The 15993-nt window shown below is 73.4% G+C and carries 18 protein-coding genes; 6 read left to right on the top strand and 12 right to left on the bottom strand.

From position 1 onward, the window contains the following. Nucleotides 1-172: 172 nt before the first annotated feature. Both FHX36_RS03075 and FHX36_RS03070 read left to right on the top strand, forming a co-directional pair. Nucleotides 173-712, top strand: a complete 540-nt coding sequence (locus FHX36_RS03075) for a hypothetical protein (protein WP_110550783.1) — start codon at nt 173-175, stop codon at nt 710-712. Between the two features lie 283 nt (nt 713-995). Further along, the gene (locus tag FHX36_RS03070; protein WP_110550804.1) at nt 996-1355 is read left to right on the top strand and encodes an STAS domain-containing protein; all 360 of its coding nucleotides are present in this window, start codon (nt 996-998) and stop codon (nt 1353-1355) included. 57 nt (nt 1356-1412) lie between these two features. On the opposite strand, the gene FHX36_RS03065 is transcribed toward FHX36_RS03070, so the two are convergent. After that, nucleotides 1413-2402, bottom strand: a complete 990-nt coding sequence (locus FHX36_RS03065) for a DNA topoisomerase IB (RefSeq protein ID WP_110550782.1) — start codon at nt 2400-2402, stop codon at nt 1413-1415. 291 nt (nt 2403-2693) lie between these two features. Here FHX36_RS03065 and FHX36_RS03060 point away from each other — a divergent pair, with 291 nt between their 5' ends. Both FHX36_RS03060 and FHX36_RS03055 read left to right on the top strand, forming a co-directional pair. Next, nucleotides 2694-3185: an ATP-binding protein gene (locus FHX36_RS03060; protein WP_110550781.1), complete on the top strand. Its 492-nt coding sequence runs from the start codon at nt 2694-2696 to the stop codon at nt 3183-3185. Next, on the top strand, nt 3182-4120 hold the full coding sequence (locus tag FHX36_RS03055; RefSeq protein WP_110550780.1) for an RNA polymerase sigma factor SigF: 939 nt from the start codon (nt 3182-3184) through the stop codon (nt 4118-4120). Before FHX36_RS03060 ends, FHX36_RS03055 begins: the two co-directional genes overlap by 4 nt. A 57-nt stretch (nt 4121-4177) precedes the next feature. On the opposite strand, the gene FHX36_RS03050 is transcribed toward FHX36_RS03055, so the two are convergent. After that, nucleotides 4178-5416 carry an SPFH domain-containing protein gene (locus FHX36_RS03050; RefSeq protein WP_110550779.1) on the bottom strand — a complete coding sequence of 413 codons (1239 nt, stop codon included), beginning with the start codon at nt 5414-5416 and terminating at the stop codon, nt 4178-4180. 137 nt (nt 5417-5553) lie between these two features. Beyond that, nucleotides 5554-5985: an NfeD family protein gene (locus FHX36_RS03045; RefSeq protein WP_110550778.1), complete on the bottom strand. Its 432-nt coding sequence runs from the start codon at nt 5983-5985 to the stop codon at nt 5554-5556. 112 nt (nt 5986-6097) lie between these two features. On the opposite strand from FHX36_RS03045, the gene FHX36_RS03040 reads away from it, so the two are divergent. Beyond that, nucleotides 6098-6838, top strand: a complete 741-nt coding sequence (locus tag FHX36_RS03040; RefSeq protein ID WP_110550777.1) for a hypothetical protein — start codon at nt 6098-6100, stop codon at nt 6836-6838. A gap of 84 nt (nt 6839-6922) precedes the next feature. Here FHX36_RS03040 and FHX36_RS03035 read toward each other — a convergent pair whose 3' ends face one another. Genes FHX36_RS03035 through fabG form a run of 3 tightly spaced genes read right to left on the bottom strand, consistent with a single transcriptional unit; the run spans nt 6923 to nt 9598 of the window. Then, a complete protein-coding gene (locus FHX36_RS03035; protein WP_110550776.1) occupies nt 6923-8101 on the bottom strand; it encodes a ferrochelatase in 1179 nt (392 codons plus the stop codon). A gap of 7 nt (nt 8102-8108) precedes the next feature. Continuing rightward, nucleotides 8109-8891: an enoyl-ACP reductase FabI gene (fabI, locus tag FHX36_RS03030; RefSeq protein ID WP_110550775.1), complete on the bottom strand. Its 783-nt coding sequence runs from the start codon at nt 8889-8891 to the stop codon at nt 8109-8111. Nucleotides 8892-8893: 2 nt separating this feature from the next. Further along, nucleotides 8894-9598: a beta-ketoacyl-ACP reductase gene (gene fabG, locus FHX36_RS03025; RefSeq protein ID WP_110550803.1), complete on the bottom strand. Its 705-nt coding sequence runs from the start codon at nt 9596-9598 to the stop codon at nt 8894-8896. Between the two features lie 324 nt (nt 9599-9922). Here fabG and FHX36_RS03020 point away from each other — a divergent pair, with 324 nt between their 5' ends. Further along, a complete protein-coding gene (locus FHX36_RS03020) occupies nt 9923-10201 on the top strand; it encodes a hypothetical protein (protein ID WP_146251510.1) in 279 nt (92 codons plus the stop codon). Nucleotides 10202-10208: 7 nt separating this feature from the next. On the opposite strand, the gene FHX36_RS03015 is transcribed toward FHX36_RS03020, so the two are convergent. The 6 genes from FHX36_RS03015 to FHX36_RS02990 form a co-directional block, all read right to left on the bottom strand. Beyond that, entirely contained in the window at nt 10209-10859 is a 651-nt protein-coding gene (locus FHX36_RS03015) for a nuclear transport factor 2 family protein (protein WP_110550773.1), read from the bottom strand. Nucleotides 10860-10900: 41 nt separating this feature from the next. Beyond that, nucleotides 10901-11662, bottom strand: a complete 762-nt coding sequence (locus tag FHX36_RS03010) for an IclR family transcriptional regulator (RefSeq protein WP_110550772.1) — start codon at nt 11660-11662, stop codon at nt 10901-10903. A gap of 62 nt (nt 11663-11724) precedes the next feature. Further along, the gene (locus FHX36_RS03005; protein WP_181428625.1) at nt 11725-12825 is read right to left on the bottom strand and encodes an extracellular solute-binding protein; all 1101 of its coding nucleotides are present in this window, start codon (nt 12823-12825) and stop codon (nt 11725-11727) included. Between the two features lie 263 nt (nt 12826-13088). Next, on the bottom strand, nt 13089-14213 hold the full coding sequence (locus FHX36_RS03000) for an ABC transporter ATP-binding protein (protein WP_110550770.1): 1125 nt from the start codon (nt 14211-14213) through the stop codon (nt 13089-13091). Nucleotides 14214-14223: 10 nt separating this feature from the next. Continuing rightward, complete coding sequence (locus FHX36_RS02995) at nt 14224-15075, bottom strand: ABC transporter permease (protein WP_110550769.1); 852 nt, start codon at nt 15073-15075, stop codon at nt 14224-14226. Continuing rightward, nucleotides 15072-15992 carry an ABC transporter permease gene (locus FHX36_RS02990; protein ID WP_110550768.1) on the bottom strand — a complete coding sequence of 307 codons (921 nt, stop codon included), beginning with the start codon at nt 15990-15992 and terminating at the stop codon, nt 15072-15074. The genes FHX36_RS02995 and FHX36_RS02990 overlap by 4 nt, the downstream gene beginning before the upstream one ends. Between the last annotated feature and the right edge of the window lies 1 nt (nt 15993).

Raw genomic sequence — 15993 nt, 5'->3', positions numbered from 1 at the left:
CGCTACCCCCGTACACCGGCCGCCATGCCGGAGCCGGCGGGAGACGGGTCACGCATGGCGCCGGGGCGGGCGGGTAGGGCGACACCACGACGCCGGTCACCCGACCGGCTCCCCCGTCCTCCCGGACGGACGAGCGTGCGCCCACCGCAGCACGCAGATCGGAGGCACCACCATGACCGAGGCCCACGAGCTGGACACCGACCAGGCGGCCCGCGACTCCGCCCTCAACGACGCGGAGTTCCCCGACGACGAGCGCGGCCTCACCGGCACGACGGACGCCGACACCTCGGGCGGCGACCCGGCCGGCCAGACCGCCCGCGACATCTCCTACGAGGACGACGGCGTGCCGGACATCGCCGACGACGACCACCCCACCGAGTCGATGGCCGAGGACCCGGAGTTCGCGCCGGTGCCCGGCGAGCGCTCCGGCGCGAGCACCGACTTCGGCACCACGGCCCGCGAGCAGTCCGAGGGCGAGTCGCTGTCCGGCCGGCTCGACCGGGAGGTGCCCGACACCGGGCTCGACCCCACCGACGACGTCCGGGCCGCGGAGACCCACGACCGGACGGTGCCGCAGCTCAGCCAGGACGGGCTGTCCGACCAGGCCGACTCCTTCACCGACAGCGTCAGCGACGACGTGATCGCCAGCGGCGACGAGCCCACCGGCGGCGAGGGCCCCGAGGAGCGGGCCATGCACCTCACCGACGGCTGACCCGCACGGCGGTGCGGCCGCGGCGCCCGACGCCGCGGCCGCCGGGCCGGAGTGGTGCCCCGAGTGTGGCGCGACTACGTTGGGCGCCACGGTTGAGCAGCCAGCCGTCGCCCGCCCGGTCCCCTGGGTGGGTGGTCCGGAACCCGCGTGTCCCGGGCCGCTTCGGACCGGACGACGTACAGCAGTACATTGTCCGGGCGAACGCGTGCCCGACGGGCAACGCCGCTGAGAGGAGCTGCAGTCCGTGACCTCATCCGACTCACCCGCCGAAGGCTCGCGCGACGTGTCGGCCCCGGCTGACTCGAACGAAGCGCCCTTCGACGACGTGATCACGCTGTCGACGTCCACCGACGACGACGGCACGGTCACCGTGACGGTCGTCGGCGAGGTCGACACCTTCACCGCGCCCGTCCTGCGGGCCTCGCTGGACACCCAGCTCGAGCAGCAGCCGACCGCGCTGGTGATCGACCTGTGCGGTGTCCAGTTCCTCGGCTCGGCCGGTCTGGCCGTGCTGGTGGAGACCCAGAAGTCGGCGCGCTCCCGCGACGTCGGGCTGCGGCTGGTGGCCAACACCCGCGCCGTCACCCGCCCGCTGGAGGTCACCGGCCTCATCGACCTCTTCACCATCGCCGAGAAGGCGTAACACCCAGCACGTCGACGACGGGCGCTCCTCCTCCGGGAGGGGCGCCCGTCGTCGTTGTCAGGCGCTGGTGAGCATCTGGCAGACGGCCTGCTCCAGGGTCCGCTGGGCACTGCGGTCGTCCGGTGCGCCGGCCGCCTCGGCGAGCGCCTCGGCCACGGTCTCGCCGTGCTCCCAGCGGTCGACCACCCGCGGGTCGACGTAGCTGTTCTTGGCCACCGTCGGGGTGTTGCCCAGCTGCTCGCTCACCCGCACGTAGGCCTGCTTGACCACCTTGGTGCGGGCGGTCTTGCTGCGGGGCGGGGGCTCCTCGGCCAGCGAGGCGGCCATCATCACCGTCGCCGTCCAGGTGCGGAAGTCCTTGGCGGTGATCTCCGCGCCGCTGATCTCCTTGAGGTAGGCGTTGATCTCCGTGCTGGTGACGTCGTGCCAGCTGCCGTCCTCGAGCGGGTAGCCCAGCAGCTCCTCGCCCTGGTCGGCCGGCCGCTTGAGCAGCTCGCGGACGACGAGCGCGGTCGGCTTGTCGATCAGCTCGAGCTCGCGCTGGATGCCGCCCTTGGCGGTGTAGTGGAAGAAGACCCGCTCGCCGCGCACCTCGACGTGCTCCCGACGCAGCGTCGCCAGGCCGAAGGTGCCGTTGTCGTCGGCGTACTGCTCGCTGCCGACCCGGAAGGCGCCGAGGTCGAGCAGCCGCACGCCGCAGGCCAGGACCCGGTCGCGGTTGAGGCCGCGGGTGCTCAGGGCGTCCAGCACGGCGTCCCGGACGTCGGGCAGCTGGTGGGCGATCTCCACCACCCGCTCGTGCTTGGCGGCGTCGCGCTTGAGCCGCCACTGCTCGTGGTAGCGGTACTGCCGCCGGCCGGCGGCGTCGGTGCCGACCGCCTGGATGTGCCCGTTGGGCCACGGGCAGATCCAGACGTCCTTCCAGGCCGGCGGGATCGCGAGCTGCTTCACCCGGTCCACGCGCTCGTCGCGGATCAGCGAGCCGTCGACGTCGTAGTAGGCGAACCCCCGTCCTGCCCGGCGCCGGGTCCAGCCGGGGGCGTGCACGTCACTACGGCGGAGTCTCACCCGCAAGGGATGGGCACGACCGGGTGGTCTCAAACCCGGACGCGCACCCGGTCACCCGGACGTGGCGGCGGATCGGTGTTTGCCGCAGCGGCCCGGCGGGCAACGCAGCCAGGCGGTCGGTCTACCGTCGGGGGCACCGGGCACGACCCGGGCACCCGCGGGGCGGCCGTTCGTCGCTCGCACTCCGAACCGGAGCCGCGGGCGGGTGCGCTGAGATGGACAGCCGCGCTCCCGCCCGGGAGCGCGGGGACGACGAAGGAGCAACGACGCATGGTCGACACGACGGGCGCCGCCCCCACGGGCGAGCGGCGCGCCGAGCGACTGGAACTGCGGGTCCCGACCTCGCCGACGCAGCTCCCGGCGGTGCGGGCGATGGCCGGCGACCTGGCGATGCGGATGGACTTCGACCTGGACGCGGTCGAGGACCTGCGCCTGGCCGTGGACGAGGCCTGCGCCACCCTCGCCGCGGTCGCCCAGGGTGACTCGCTCACAGTGGTCTTCGAGGCCACCCGCGAGGGCCTGCGGATCGACGCCTGGGTGCCCACCGCCGCCGGGGTCGACGTGCCCCGCGACGGCTTCGGCTGGGCGGTGCTGCACACCCTGGTCGACACCGTGGAGGCCGGCCCCAGCGACCAGGCGACGGTGCCCGCGGGCAACGGCGACGCCACCCCCGCCGCCAGCATCTCGCTGGTGAAGAAGCTGCGGCGGTACAGCTCCAGCGACGTCCTGGCCGACGACGCCGACGTGTCGGTACTGCGGTGACCCGGTCGGCAGCCACGGACTCCCCGGCCGCCGACGACGCCGCCGTCCAGAAGGCCGGTGAGGTCACCCGCCCCCGGTCCCCCGCCGACGAGCCCACCCAGCCGATGACCGTCCCCTCGGGGAGCGACGTCGTCGCGCCGGACACCGTCGCGGACACCCCGGTACCGGTGTCGGAGAACCGCAGCCGGCAGATGCGGACCGCCCCGCTGTTCGCCGAGCTGGCCACCCTGGAGAAGGGCGACCCGCGCCGGGAGCGGCTGCGGGAGATCCTGGTCGAGGAGCACCTCCCCCTCGTCCGGCACTTCGCCCGGCGGTTCAGCAACCGCGGCGAGCCCTTCGACGACCTGCTGCAGGTCGGCACCCTGGGGCTCATCGCGGCCATCGACCGGTTCGACCCGACCCGCGGTGTCGAGTTCCTGTCCTTCGCCGTCCCCACCATCACCGGGGAGATCAAGCGGCACTTCCGCGACCAGGGCTGGTCGGTGCGGGTGCCGCGGCGGCTGCAGGAGCTGCACCTGTCGCTGAACGCGGCGGTCAGCGAGCTGTCCCAGAAGAACGGTCACGCCCCGACCCCGTCGGAGCTGGCCGAGCACCTGGGCATCCCGCGCGCCGAGGTCCTCGAGGGCCTGGCGGTGGCCAACGCCTACCGCAGCAGCTCGCTGGACGAGCGGCTCTCCGGCGAGGAGGACTCCCCCACCCTGGCGGCGACGCTGGGCGAGGAGGACGCCGCGCTGGAGGGCGTGGAGTACCGCGAGTCGCTGCAGCCGCTGCTGGCGACCATCCCGGCCCGCGAGCGGCGGATCCTGATCCTGCGGTTCTTCGGCAACATGACCCAGTCGCAGATCGCCGCGGACATCGGCATCTCGCAGATGCACGTCAGCCGGCTGCTCAGCCAGACGCTGGCCAAGCTCCGCGAGGGCCTGCTCAAGGACTGACGCTGAACGCCAGTGGCCCAGGACCGCACCGGTCCTGGGCCACTGGCGTTCACTGGGTCACCCCTGCTCGGGGGCCTGGCCGAGCTGCGGGGGCGTGCTGCGGACCTCCTCGGTCGCCTGGGACAGCGACGGCCGCGGCGGTGCCGCGCTGGGCAGCGTCGGCTCCACGCCGATGCTGGACAGCGAGATCTTGGCCTCGGGCTGCTCGGCGGCCGGCGGCAGGTTCGAGTCGAACCAGCTGCTGGTGTCCAGCGACGTGGCCGGGGCCGACGCCGGGGCGTTCGCCGGGGCGGGCGCCGTCCCGTTGCCGGCCGCGCCGTTGCCGCCGGCGCCGTCGACGTCCAGCCAGGACCGGCTCTCGCCGTCCGAGCCACCGAGCCGGGACAGCCCCTCCAGCGCCTTGCTGAACTCGCTGGGGACGATCCACATCTTGTTGGCGTCGCCCTGCGCGATCTTCGGCAGCGTCTGCAGGTACTGGTAGGCCAGCAGCCCCTGGTCGGGCTTGCCGTCGTGGATGGCCTGGAAGACCGTCTCGATCGACTTCGCCTGGCCCTGCGCCTGCAGGAACAGCGCGGCCCGCTCACCCTCGGCGCGCAGGATCCGGCTCTGCCGCTCGGCCTCGGCGTCGAGGATCGCGGCCTGCTTCTTGCCCTCGGCGGAGAGGATCGCGGCGGCCTTCTGGCCCTCGGCGGTGGTGATCGCCGACTGCCGCTGCCCCTCGGCGGTGAGGATGACCGCGCGCTTGTCGCGGTCGGCGCGCATCTGCTTCTCCATCGAGTCCTGGATGGACGGCGGCGGGTCGATGGCCTTGATCTCCACCCGGGCCACCCGCAGGCCCCAGGGCCCGGTGGTGCCGTCGAGCACGGTGCGCAGCTGGGAGTTGATGCCGTCCCGGCCGGTCAGCGCGCCCTCGAGGTTCAGCCCACCGACGACGTTGCGCAGCGTCGTCGTCGTCAGCTGCTCCATGCCGGTGATGTAGTTCGCGATGCCGTAGACGGCCAGCCGCGGGTCGGTCACCTGGAAGTAGACGACGGTGTCGATCCCGACCTGCAGGTTGTCGGCGGTGATCACCGGCTGCGGCGGGAAGGAGATGACCTGCTCGCGCAGGTCGATCGTCGCGCGCACGCGGTCGACGAACGGGACGAGCAGGGCGAGACCGGGCGAGAGCGTGCGGCTGTACCGGCCGAGGCGCTCGACGACCTTCGCCTGCGCCTGCGGCACGATCGTCACGCTCTTGGCCAGGACGACGACCACGAACAGGGCGATCACGATCAGCGCGATCAGGGCGGGTTCCACGGGGAGGGCTCCGTTCCTAGGAGGTGGTGCGTGGTGCCGATCCTGCACCGTCCGATACCCGCGGTCACCACCCCGCGCCACGGGTCACCCGGACGCGGGGCCCGGCAGCGGGCTCGCCAGTGGGCTCGGCCGTGCGCTCAGCAGTGGCTGACGTAGGCGATCGGGCCCTCGATCTGCACGATCCGCACCTCGGCGCCGACGTCGAAGACCTCGTCGTCCAGCTGGGTGCGGGCCGACCACTCGTCGTCGCCCATCCGCACCCGGCCCGCATGGTTGTCGACCCGCTGGCTGACCACCGCGGTGCGCCCGACGTAGCTCGCCACCCCGTCGATCTGCTCGGGGGTGCGGTCGAGCAGGTGCCGCTTCGCGACCGGCCGGACGACGAACAGCAGCCCGGCGGAGACCACCACGAACACCAGCAGCTGGATCGGCACGGAGAGCCCGAGCAGGGCCACGGTCATCCCGCCCAGGGCGCCGCCGGCGAACATCAGCAGCACGAGGTCCAGGCTCGCCACCTCGCCACCGGCGAACAGGCCGGCGGCGATCAACCAGAGCAACCAGGCAGCCACGCTCCGCAGTCTGGCACGTGGACGACCGGATGAGCCGCCGTCCAGCTGCCCGGGTGCGGTGGGTCGGGACCCCGCACGCCCGGCTGGCGCGGGGGTCGTAGCCTCGGCAGTCGTGCACGACATCGCCGCCGGCCGCGTCGCCGTCTGGGCCACCGCCTGGCTCACCGGCCGGGCCTCCTACGACGCCGCCCTCGACGCCCTGCTGGGCGACACCGCCCACCGGGTGGTGGGTCTGCCGGGCACCGACGAGGCCGTGCCGCTCGGCTGGGCGCTGAGCGCGCTGCGCGGCCTCGGCGAGCAGCGGCTGCGGCTGGTGCTGCCCGTCCCGGGCGACACCCGCGGGCTGCCGCCGCTGCCCCCGCTGGTCGCCACGGCGCTGGAGTCCGGGCAGGCCGCGGTCGGCGGGCGGGTCGCCCTGGTGCCCGAGGAGCTGGGCCCGGAGGCCGTGTCCTGGACGGCGTTCGACCTCACCGGCACGCCGCCGCTGCCGCCGCCGGTCGAGGGCAGCCTGCGGGCGGTCTCCGGCGAGCTCGACCTCGCGGTGGGCGACGCGGCCCGCACCCTGGTCTCGCTGGACCTGGCGCGGTGGAACCCGGAGGTGCCCACGCTGCTGGCCGGGCTGGCCCGGACGACGCTGGCGCCGGGGCTGCCCGCCGACCACGAGCCGCTGGCGCTGTCGGTGCTCGGCCGGGCGCAGCGGCTGTCCCGGGTGCTGGACCTGGCGATGGCCGACGCGCCGGGGGCCGCCGTCACCCACGCCCAGGCCGCGGCCCGCGACGACGCGCTCCGCCCGCTGGCCGACGCCGTCCGGCACGCGACGGTCGCCGCCTACAACTGGGTGCCGCGCCGGTAGCCGGGCGGCATCGCACGCCGTTCGTGCGCGGTGCACGTGCCGCAGCACGTGCACCGCGTGCAGAACGCGTGCAACGGGCAGCGACTAGGCGGCGGGGGCTCCCGGGCGGGCCGGGCGCTGCACGAAGCAGCAGTGCGCCGGGCAGTTGGTGCCCAGGCGCGGCTCTCCCCCGGCCCGGCGCTCCTCGAGCAGCTGCCGCAGCGACGCGACGAACGCCGGGTGCGTCCCGGCCGTGCCGGCGCGGACGAACGCGAGGCCGAGCTCGCCGGCGGTCTCCTCGGCCTCGTTGTCCAGGTCCCAGATGACCTCGAGGTGGTCGCTGATGAAGCCGACCGGGAAGACGACGACCGCCTTCTCCCCCTGCTCGGCCAGCGCCCGGAGGTGGTCGTTGACGTCGGGCTCCAGCCACGGCACCGACGGCGGCCCGCTGCGGCTCTGCCACACCAGGTCGAACGGGCGCCCCGGGGCGGCGGCGTCCACGGCGAGCTGGGCGGCCCGGGTCAGCTCCGCCTCGTAGGCCCCGCCCTGCGGTCCGGCGACGGCGGCCATCGCGTTCGGGATGCTGTGCGCGGTGGCGACCAGCCGCGCGGTGTCGCGCAGCTCCGCCGGCAGCTCGGCCAGCGCGGCGGCGAGCGCGTCGGCGTTGGCCTGCACGAACCCGGGGGCGTCGAAGTAGTGCGGCAGCTTCTCCGCGGTCGGGCCGGCCGGTGCGGCGGGGTCGGACTCCAGCGCGACCCGGGCCCGGGCGACGTCCTCGTGGTACTGCCGGCAGCCGGAGAACGAGGCGTAGGCCGACGTCGCCAGCACGTAGGCGTGCTCGATGCCGTCCTCGGCCATCTGCCGCCAGGCGTCCTCGACGTAGGGCGCCCAGTTGCGGTTGCCCCAGTACACCGGCACGTCGATGCCGGCCGCGGCCAGCTCGCCCTCCAGCGCCGCCACCAGCGCCTTGTTCTGCTCGTTGATCGGGCTGACGCCGCCGAAGTGGTGGTAGTGCTCGGCGACGTCGAGCAGCCGCTCGGGCGGGATGCCGCGCCCCCGGGTGACGTTCTCCAGGAACGGCATCACGTCATCGGTGCCCTCGGGCCCGCCGAAACCGAGCACGAGCAGCGCCTCGCGGCGCCCGGCCGGCGCGGGCGACGCCGACGGCGCGACGCCGCCGTTGTTGCGCACGGCGAGCGAGGGGTCCTCGTTCGGCTGCTGGCCGGGTGGGGTGATGGAGGCACCCGCGGGCAGGGGGTGCCGGGGGCGAGCGAGGTCGGTCACCAGACCGTCATACCCCCACGGCGTGGAAGCCGCCGTCGACGTGCACGATCTCACCGGTCGTGGCCGGGAACCAGTCCGAGAGCAGGGCGGCGACGGCCTTGCCGGCGGGCTCGGTGTCGGTGACCGACCAGCCCAGCGGGGCGCGACCCTCCCAGGCCTCCTCGAACTGCGCGCTGCCCGGGATCGACTTCATCGCCATGGTGCGCAGCGGACCGGCGGCGACCAGGTTCACCCGCACGCCCTCCGGGCCCAGCTCGCGGGCCAGGTAGCGGGAGGTCGACTCCAGGGCGGCCTTGGCCGCGCCCATCCAGCCGTAGACCGGCCAGGCGACGGTCGCGTCGAAGGTCAGCCCGACCACCGAGGCGGTGTCGCCGAACAGCGGGCGGCAGGCCTGGGTCAGCGAGGCCAGCGACCAGGTCGACACCTGGAACGCGGTCGCGGCGTGCTCCCACGCCACCTCGGTGAACCCGTCGCCCATCGCCTCCTGCGGGGCGAAGCCGATCGAGTGGACGACGCCGTCCAGCCCGTCGACGTGCTCGCGCAGCCGGTCGGCCAGCGTCGCCAGGTGCTCGGTGTTCGTCACGTCGAGCTCCACCACGGCCGCCTCCTTCGGCAGCCGCTTGGCGATCCGCTGGCACAGCGACAGCGCCCGGCCGAAGTTCGACAGGACGACGGTGGCGCCCTGCTCCTGCGCGATCCGCGCGACCGAGAACGCGATCGACTGCTCGGTCAGCACGCCGGCGACGAGGATCTTCTTGCCCTCGAGAATGCCCTTTGCCTCGGTTGCCATGGTCAGTGCCCCATCCCCAGTCCGCCGTCGACCGGGACGACCGCCCCGGTGATGTACCCCGCCGTGTCGCTCGCCAGGAAGCGGACGACGCCGGCGACCTCCTCGGCTTGCGCGTACCGCCCCAGCGGCACCTGCCCGAGGATCTCCTGCTGCCGCTTCTCGGGCAGCTCCGCGGTCATGTCGGTGGACACGAACCCCGGGGCCACCACGTTGGCGGTGATGCCGCGGCTGCCCAGCTCGCGGGCGATGGACCGGGCGAGCCCGACCAGCCCGGACTTGCTCGCCGCGTAGTTGACCTGGCCGGCCGAGCCGAGCAGGCCGACCACCGAGCTGATGAACACCATCCGGCCGGCGCGGGCGCGCACCATCTTCGGCGCCGCACGCTTGGCGACCCGGTAGGCGGCGGTGAGGTTGGCGTCGATGACGTCGGTGAACGCGTCCTCGCCCATCCGCAGCAGCAGCCCGTCGCGGGTGATGCCGGCGTTGCTCACCAGCACCTCGACCGGGCCCTGGTGCTCCTCGACCTCGGTGAACGCGCGGTCGACGGCCGCGGCGTCGGTGACGTCGCACTGCACGCCGAACAGACCCTCGGGTGCGCCGCTGCCGCGGTGGGTGACCGCCACGGAGTCACCGGCCTCCGCGAACGACCGCGCGATCGCCAGCCCGATCCCCCGGTTCCCACCGGTCACCAGCACCGATCTGCCCACCGTGCCCACCCTCGTCCGTGCCGCTGTCCGTCGCGGTGAACCTATCCGGTGGGCCCACGTCACACCCGCGCGAGCCCGGTCCGGCCGCAGCCGGGAGCACGGCCGCCCCCACCCGGAGATGGCCATCTCCGGGGCCGGGTGGGCGGCACGGGACGGCGGGGCGGTTGTCCGGCGGGCGCCGTCAGGGATACCGTGCCCCCGTGGCCGGGCAGCTGATTACCTGCGGGCCCGCCGGCGACTGACCCTCGCACCGGCGGGTCCGAGCGCATGCCCGTCGAGGTCGCTCACCCGCTGACCAGGGCCGCACCCGGCCCGGAGGCCCCCATGCCCGCGCACCCCGCTCCTGCCACCACCCCCGCCAAGGTCCGCGTCGTCGTCACCGACGCGCCGGGCCTGCACCGCGTCGTCACCATGCTGATGGGACGCCAGCACGCCTTCACCCGGCTCGAGGCCGAGGAGGCCGGCGGTGGCCGGTGGACGGTCAACCTCGACCTGGTCGCCACCGAGCACGAGATCGACCTGGTCACCTCCCGGCTGCACCGGCTGCCCAGCGTGCTCACCGTCGGCGTCACCACGCCCGCGGCCCTCGCCGTGTCCGCCTGAACCGGGGCTACCTCGGGTCGTCGATCGACCCGACGCCGGCCAGCCAGGCGTCCTCGCGCTCGTGGAAGGCGACCAGGTCGGCCCACCGGTCGTCGCCGAGCAGGTCGGGGTCCAGGTCCACGCCCCGCGTCCGCTGGACGTAGCCGAGGTACCGGTACGACGGGCGGATCGTGGCGAGCAGCTCGTGGTCCAGGTCGGGCACCTGGCCGGGCACCACCGGCCGCAGCTCGTCCCACTCGAACAGGACGTGGAAGGTCAGCAGCCGCCACCGGCCGTGCTGCCGCACCGCCCGGGAGAAGAACCGGCAGCAGGTGTGCACGTCGGCCTGGACGCCGCCGACCTCCTCCCGCAGGAAGATCTTCGCCGGGCTCTCCACGGTCGCCCGGTCGCCGGCCACGGTCGCGAAGGCCGGGAAGACCCAGTGCTTCCCGGAGAACGGGCCCGCGGGGGCGTCGCCCAGCAGGTCGCGCGTCGAGTCGACGTAGGCCTGCCCCCCGACGCCGTCGTACCAGGTGGTGCGCACCCAGGCGTTCTCGTGGAAGCAGTCGGCCATCACGGCGAACCGCCGCTGGTCACGGGCGAAGCGCTCGCGCCGGACGAGGTCGAACAGCTCCTGCCGGACCGCTGCGTCGGCGGGGCCCGTCGGGTCCGGGGTCATCGAGCTCTCTCCTGTCCGCGCGCGTCGCGCAGGTCGATCGGTCAGCCGACGACGCGGGGCGAGGAGTCCCTCGCGTGCCCGAGCTCGGCGCTGAGCGCGTCGGCGGTCGCCAGCAGCTGCTCCAGGGTCTGCTCGAGGTCGAGCTCGCCGGCACCGAGCAGTGCCACGGTCGCCACCAGCCCCTTGTCGTCGAACACCGGGGCGGCCACGGCGTACGTGCTGTCGTTCCAGACCACGCTGTAGCCCTGCCGCCGGGCGGAGTAGACGTCGGTCTCCAGGCGTGCCCGCTGCGCCGCCGGCAGCCCGGCCGTGGCCGCCTCCATCGCGGCGGCGTCGCCGTAGGCGAGCATCAGCTGCGACTGGGCCGCGGTCGGGTCGAGCTTCGTCCCGGGGTGCACGGTCACCACCACGACCCGGCTGGTGTCCTCCTCGGCCAGCGCCACGACCGGGCCGTTGGCCCCGCGGATGCTGAGCACCGCCGTCATCCGCACCGCCGTCCGCAGCCGTTGCAGGTGCGGCCCGGCGATCTCCACGATCCGCTGGCGCCCCAGCGCCTGGATGCCCAGCTCGAGCATCAGCCGGCCCAGCGCGAAGGTCCCCCGCCGGACCCCCCGCTCCAGGATCCCGGCCGCCGCCATGGAGGCGCAGTAGCGGTAGGCCGTCGTCCGGTTGAGCCCGGTCGCGTCGGCGATGTCCGCCGCCGACAGCTCGACGACCCCCGGGCCGAACAGGGCGCAGATCTGGCCGACGCGGGCGACGGCGCGGATGTCGGCGGTCGACGTCGCGTCCTCGGAGTTCGCCATGCGCGAAGACTAGTTCGCCTGGAGGACTCCGGGGACGCGACGCCACCCGCCCGGAGGAGAGGTCAGCCGGCCAGCCAGTTCGTCAGCTGGGCGGTGACGTCGTTGTAGTTGTCGGCGTACCAGTCGACGTCCTGCATGACGGTCTCGCCCTCGTTCACCGGCCCGTACACCTCGACCGCCTTCTGGTTCTCCGAGAGCTGCGGCTCGGCGCTGGTGTTGACCGGCGCGGTGCCCAGGTCCTCGGAGATCGCGGCAGAGGCGGTCGGGCTGGTGAGCGAGGAGACGAACCGCCCGGCGGCCGCGGCATTCGGCGCGCCCTTCGGCACCGCGAAGGCGCTCAGCGTGGTGACGGTCTGGTCCCAGACCACGGTGATGTCGGTGCCCTGGTCCAGCAGCGGCACCAGCCGCGAGTCGGGCAGGAAGAACATGTCGACCTGGCCGGAGCCGACCGCCTGCTGCAGCGCGCCGACGTTGGGGGCGAAGGTCGTGTCGTCGCGGATCGAGTCCAGCTTCTCCAGCGCCCGGTCGACGTCCAGCGGGTACAGCTCGTCGGGCGCCACGCCGTCGGCCAGCAGCGGGTACTCGAGGATGCCGTTCTGCACGTTGGTCACGAAACCCCGCTGGCCGGGGAACTCCTCCGTGTCGAAGAAGTCCGCGACGGTCTTCGGGGCCTTGCTCGGGTCCGGGAAGGCGTCGGTGCGGTAGGCCAGCGGCGTGGAGTTGATGAACCCGCCGACGTAGCACTCGCCGACCGCCTGCTCGACCAGGTCGGCCTCCGGGACACCGGAGTAGTCGATCTCCTCGAACAGCGTGCCGCAGTTCTGCTGCGCGGCCGCCGGCGCGACGGCGACGACGTCCCAGGAGACCGCCCCCGCCTCGACCTGCGCCTTGACCTGCGCGACGTCCGGCGGCGAGGTGTTGACGAAGGTGACACCGGAGTTCTCGGCGGTGTAGGGCTCCTGCCAGTCCTTGATCATCGCGTCCTGGCCGTCGCCGCCGTAGCCGACGAAGGTCAGCTGGGCCTCGTCCGCGGCGGAGCTGCCGCCGGCGGAACCGGTGGCGGCGGCGTCACCACCGCCGTCGTCGTCGCTCCCGCACGCGGCCAGCGAGGCCGTCAGGACGATCGCACCGAGGGCTCCGAACGCGCGCTTGGATCGTGGCACCGTTGTCACTTCCCTTTGAGTTGCGGGACCGAGAGCCCCGGACCAGATGTTCGGCATGTGATGTATGCCATCGCGATGTGAACGCTAGCCCCGCTGGAAGTGGTGGAGCAAGCATGTCGGAGACGGCATCTGAGAAAGTTGCACTGCCGTGCGACGCAGCGGTCCGCATGGTGAACGCGCAGGTCAGCGGCTCATCGGCGGCGCCGGACGCGGGCATGGCTGAGCGCCGCCCGGGGTCTCCCGGGCGGCGCCGCGCGACGTCGTCAGCGCGAGACCACCCGCTGCCGCTCGACCCGCCACCAGGCCGTCACCTGCTCGCCGACGGCCAGCTGCGTCTCCGATGCGTCCACCCGCGCGCGGCCCACCACGCCGCCGGCGTAGGCGAGGACGACGGTGCGGTACGAGCCGAGGTACTGGACATCGGTGACCGTCGCCGGCACCGCGGAGACACCGGCCGGGACGGCGTCGGCGCTCACCGCGATGTGCACGTCCTCCGGCCGCACCACCAGCGCGGCCTGCGACCCCGCCCGCGCCCGGTCGGACACCGTGCGCGGCTCGACCGACCAGCTGCGGTCGGCCCACACCACGGTGCTGCCCGGCGCCTGGGCCAGCTCGAAGACGTTCGAGTCGCCGAGGAAGCGGGCGGTGAACAGCGTCTCCGGCGCCTTGTACAGCGTCTCGGGTGAGCCGACCTGCTCGATCTTCCCGTTGTTGAACAGCGCGATCCGGTCGGAGAGGCTCATGGCCTCCTCCTGGTCGTGGGTGACGAAGACGAACGTCGACCCGACCTCCCGGTGGATGCGCTGGATCTCCGCCTGCAGGGCGCCGCGCAGGTTGCGGTCGAGCGCGCCGAGCGGCTCGTCGAGCAGCAGCGCCTTCGGGCCGAACACGATGGCCCGGGCCAGCGCCACCCGCTGCTGCTGCCCACCGGACAGCTGCGCGGGCACGTTGTCGTCGCGGCCGGTGAGCTGGACGAGCTCGAGCACCTCGGCCACCCGGCGGGCGATCTCGGGCTTGGGCACCTTCCGCTCGCGCAGCGGGTAGGCCACGTTCTGCGCCACCGTCATGTGCGGGAAGAGCGCGTAGTTCTGGAAGAGCATCCCGAGGTTCCGCTTGTGCGGCGGGAGCGTGCTGACGTCGTCCCCGTTGAACGAGATGTGCCCGGAGGTGAGCGTCTCGAACCCGGCGATGAGGTTCAGCGTCGTGGTCTTCCCCGAGCCCGACGGGCCGAGCAGGGTCATGAACTCCCCCGGCTCGATCGTCAGGGAGACCCCGTCGACGGCGGGCACGGCCAGGCCGTAGTCCTTGACGACGTCGGTCAGCCGGATCTGCGTCCCGGCCTTGGCCAGGACGGGGGCGACGGGCGGGAGGACGGTGGTGGCGGGCATGGCCAGCTCCTTATCGGTTCTTGCGCCGGCTGCCCAGCAGCAGCGGGACGAGGCAGACAACGGTGACCGCGCTGACCACCAGGGAGGACGTCGCGGCGATGGTCGGGTCGACCTCGAAGGTGACGCTGTTGAACATCTGGACCGGCAGCGTCTGGAAGGTCGGGGAACGCAGGAAGAGCGCGATGACCACCTCGTCGAAGGAGGTCACGAACGCGAACACGGCGCCGGTGACGATGCCCCGGCTGATCAGCGGCATGGTCACCCGCGTGAAGGTGCGCAGCGGGGTCGCCCCCAGCGACGCCGAGGCGCGCAGCAGCTTGGAGTCGAAGCCGCTCAGCGCGCTGGTGACCGACACCAGCACGAACGGCATGCCGAGCGCGGCGTGCGCCAGCACGTACCCGGCGAAGCTGCCGACCAGGTGCCACTTGAGGAAGGAGATGTAGACGACGACCGCGATCACGATGCCCGGCGTGACGATCGAGATCATCAGCACCGTGCGGGCGAGCCGGGCCAGCCGGCCGGTGAGGTGGTGCAGCCCGACGGCCGCGGCGGTGCCGACCAGCGTGGCCAGCGTCGCGGCGACCAGCGCGACGACGAACGAGTTGCGCAGCGAGGTCAGCCACACCGGGTCGGTGAAGAAGTTCCGGTACAGCTGCAGCGAGAAGCCCTCCGGCGGGAAGCTGAAGGTCGTCGACGAGCTGAAGCTCATCGGGATGACGAACAGCGTGGGCAGCACGAAGTAGAGGGCCCCGGCGGCGACCACCAGCCGCAGCCACCACGGGACGGCGTCCACCCCCCGGGAGCGGCGCCGGGCGCGCGGCGGAGCGGGCGCGGCGGGGACGTCGAGCTCGGTCGCGGTCATCGGGCTTCCTTCGTGCCGGAGGTGGCGACGACGCCGATGGCCGAGACGGTGCCGCCGATGCGGTTCGCCCAGGCCACCAGGACCAGGGTGATCACCAGGACGACCATCCCGAGCGCGCCGGCGCCCTCGAAGTCCAGGAGCTGGGTGGTGCGCTGGGCCAGCAGCTGCGCGATCAGCGACTCCTGGGGCGTGCCGAGCAGGGCCGGGGTGACGTAGAAGCCCAGGCTCAGGGTGAAGACCAGGATCAGCCCGGCGGTGACGCCGGCCCGGGACAGCGGCCAGTAGATCTTCCAGAAGGCGACCACCGGCGAGGAGCCGAGGCCGCGGGCGGCCAGCAGCAGCCGGCGGTCGATGCCGCCGAGCGCGCTGAACAGCGGCAGCACCATGAACGGCAGCAGCACCTGGCTCATCGCGATCGCGACGCCGGAGACGTTGCCGTAGAGCACGACGTCCAGCCCGAACAGCTTGGAGAACTCGTTGACCGGGCCGCCGCGCTGCAGGATCAGGATCCAGGCGAAGTTGCGGGCCATCACCGAGGTCCAGAACGGCACCAGCACGATCACCAGCAGGACGGCGCGCATCCGCGGGCCCACCCGGGTCATCACGTACGCGTAGGGGTAGCCGAACGCGAAGGCGATCACGGTGACCAGCAGGGCCGTGCGCACGGTGCGCAGCAGCACCCGCATCGTCACGCCGTCGGTGAACAGCGTCCGGTAGTTCTCGTCGGTCAGGTCCGGTGCGCCGACGCTGCGCAGGAAGCTCTGCGCCAGCGGGAGCAGCAGCACCACGCCGAGCAGGGCGAGCGCCGGGACCAGCAGCAGCCAGTGCGGCTTCGGCGTCCGCCGGGTGGCGCCGTCGGTGCGTGCGGGGTGCCTCGTCGGGGGACTCGTGGTCGAAGCGGTGTCGAGCGTTGCCATG

The organism is Modestobacter versicolor (assembly GCF_014195485.1).
Classification (GTDB): domain Bacteria; phylum Actinomycetota; class Actinomycetes; order Mycobacteriales; family Geodermatophilaceae; genus Modestobacter; species Modestobacter versicolor.
Note: the sequence above shows the minus strand (reverse complement) of the source record. Positions and strands in the feature narration are given on the sequence as shown.

Excerpts from the sequence above, each read along its gene's own strand:
- FHX36_RS03075 (WP_110550783.1), top strand. The coding sequence starts at position 173 with ATGACCGAGGCCCACGAGCTGGACACCGACCAGGCGGCCCGCGACTCC.
- FHX36_RS03060 (WP_110550781.1), top strand. The coding sequence starts at position 2,694 with ATGGTCGACACGACGGGCGCCGCCCCCACGGGCGAGCGGCGCGCCGAG.
- fabI (WP_110550775.1), bottom strand. The coding sequence starts at position 8,891 with ATGGCAACCGAGGCAAAGGGCATTCTCGAGGGCAAGAAGATCCTCGTC.
- FHX36_RS03020 (WP_146251510.1), top strand. The coding sequence starts at position 9,923 with ATGCCCGCGCACCCCGCTCCTGCCACCACCCCCGCCAAGGTCCGCGTC.
- FHX36_RS03015 (WP_110550773.1), bottom strand. The coding sequence starts at position 10,859 with ATGACCCCGGACCCGACGGGCCCCGCCGACGCAGCGGTCCGGCAGGAG.
- FHX36_RS03010 (WP_110550772.1), bottom strand. The coding sequence starts at position 11,662 with ATGGCGAACTCCGAGGACGCGACGTCGACCGCCGACATCCGCGCCGTC.
- FHX36_RS03000 (WP_110550770.1), bottom strand. The coding sequence starts at position 14,213 with ATGCCCGCCACCACCGTCCTCCCGCCCGTCGCCCCCGTCCTGGCCAAG.
- FHX36_RS02995 (WP_110550769.1), bottom strand. The coding sequence starts at position 15,075 with ATGACCGCGACCGAGCTCGACGTCCCCGCCGCGCCCGCTCCGCCGCGC.
- FHX36_RS02990 (WP_110550768.1), bottom strand. The coding sequence starts at position 15,992 with ATGGCAACGCTCGACACCGCTTCGACCACGAGTCCCCCGACGAGGCAC.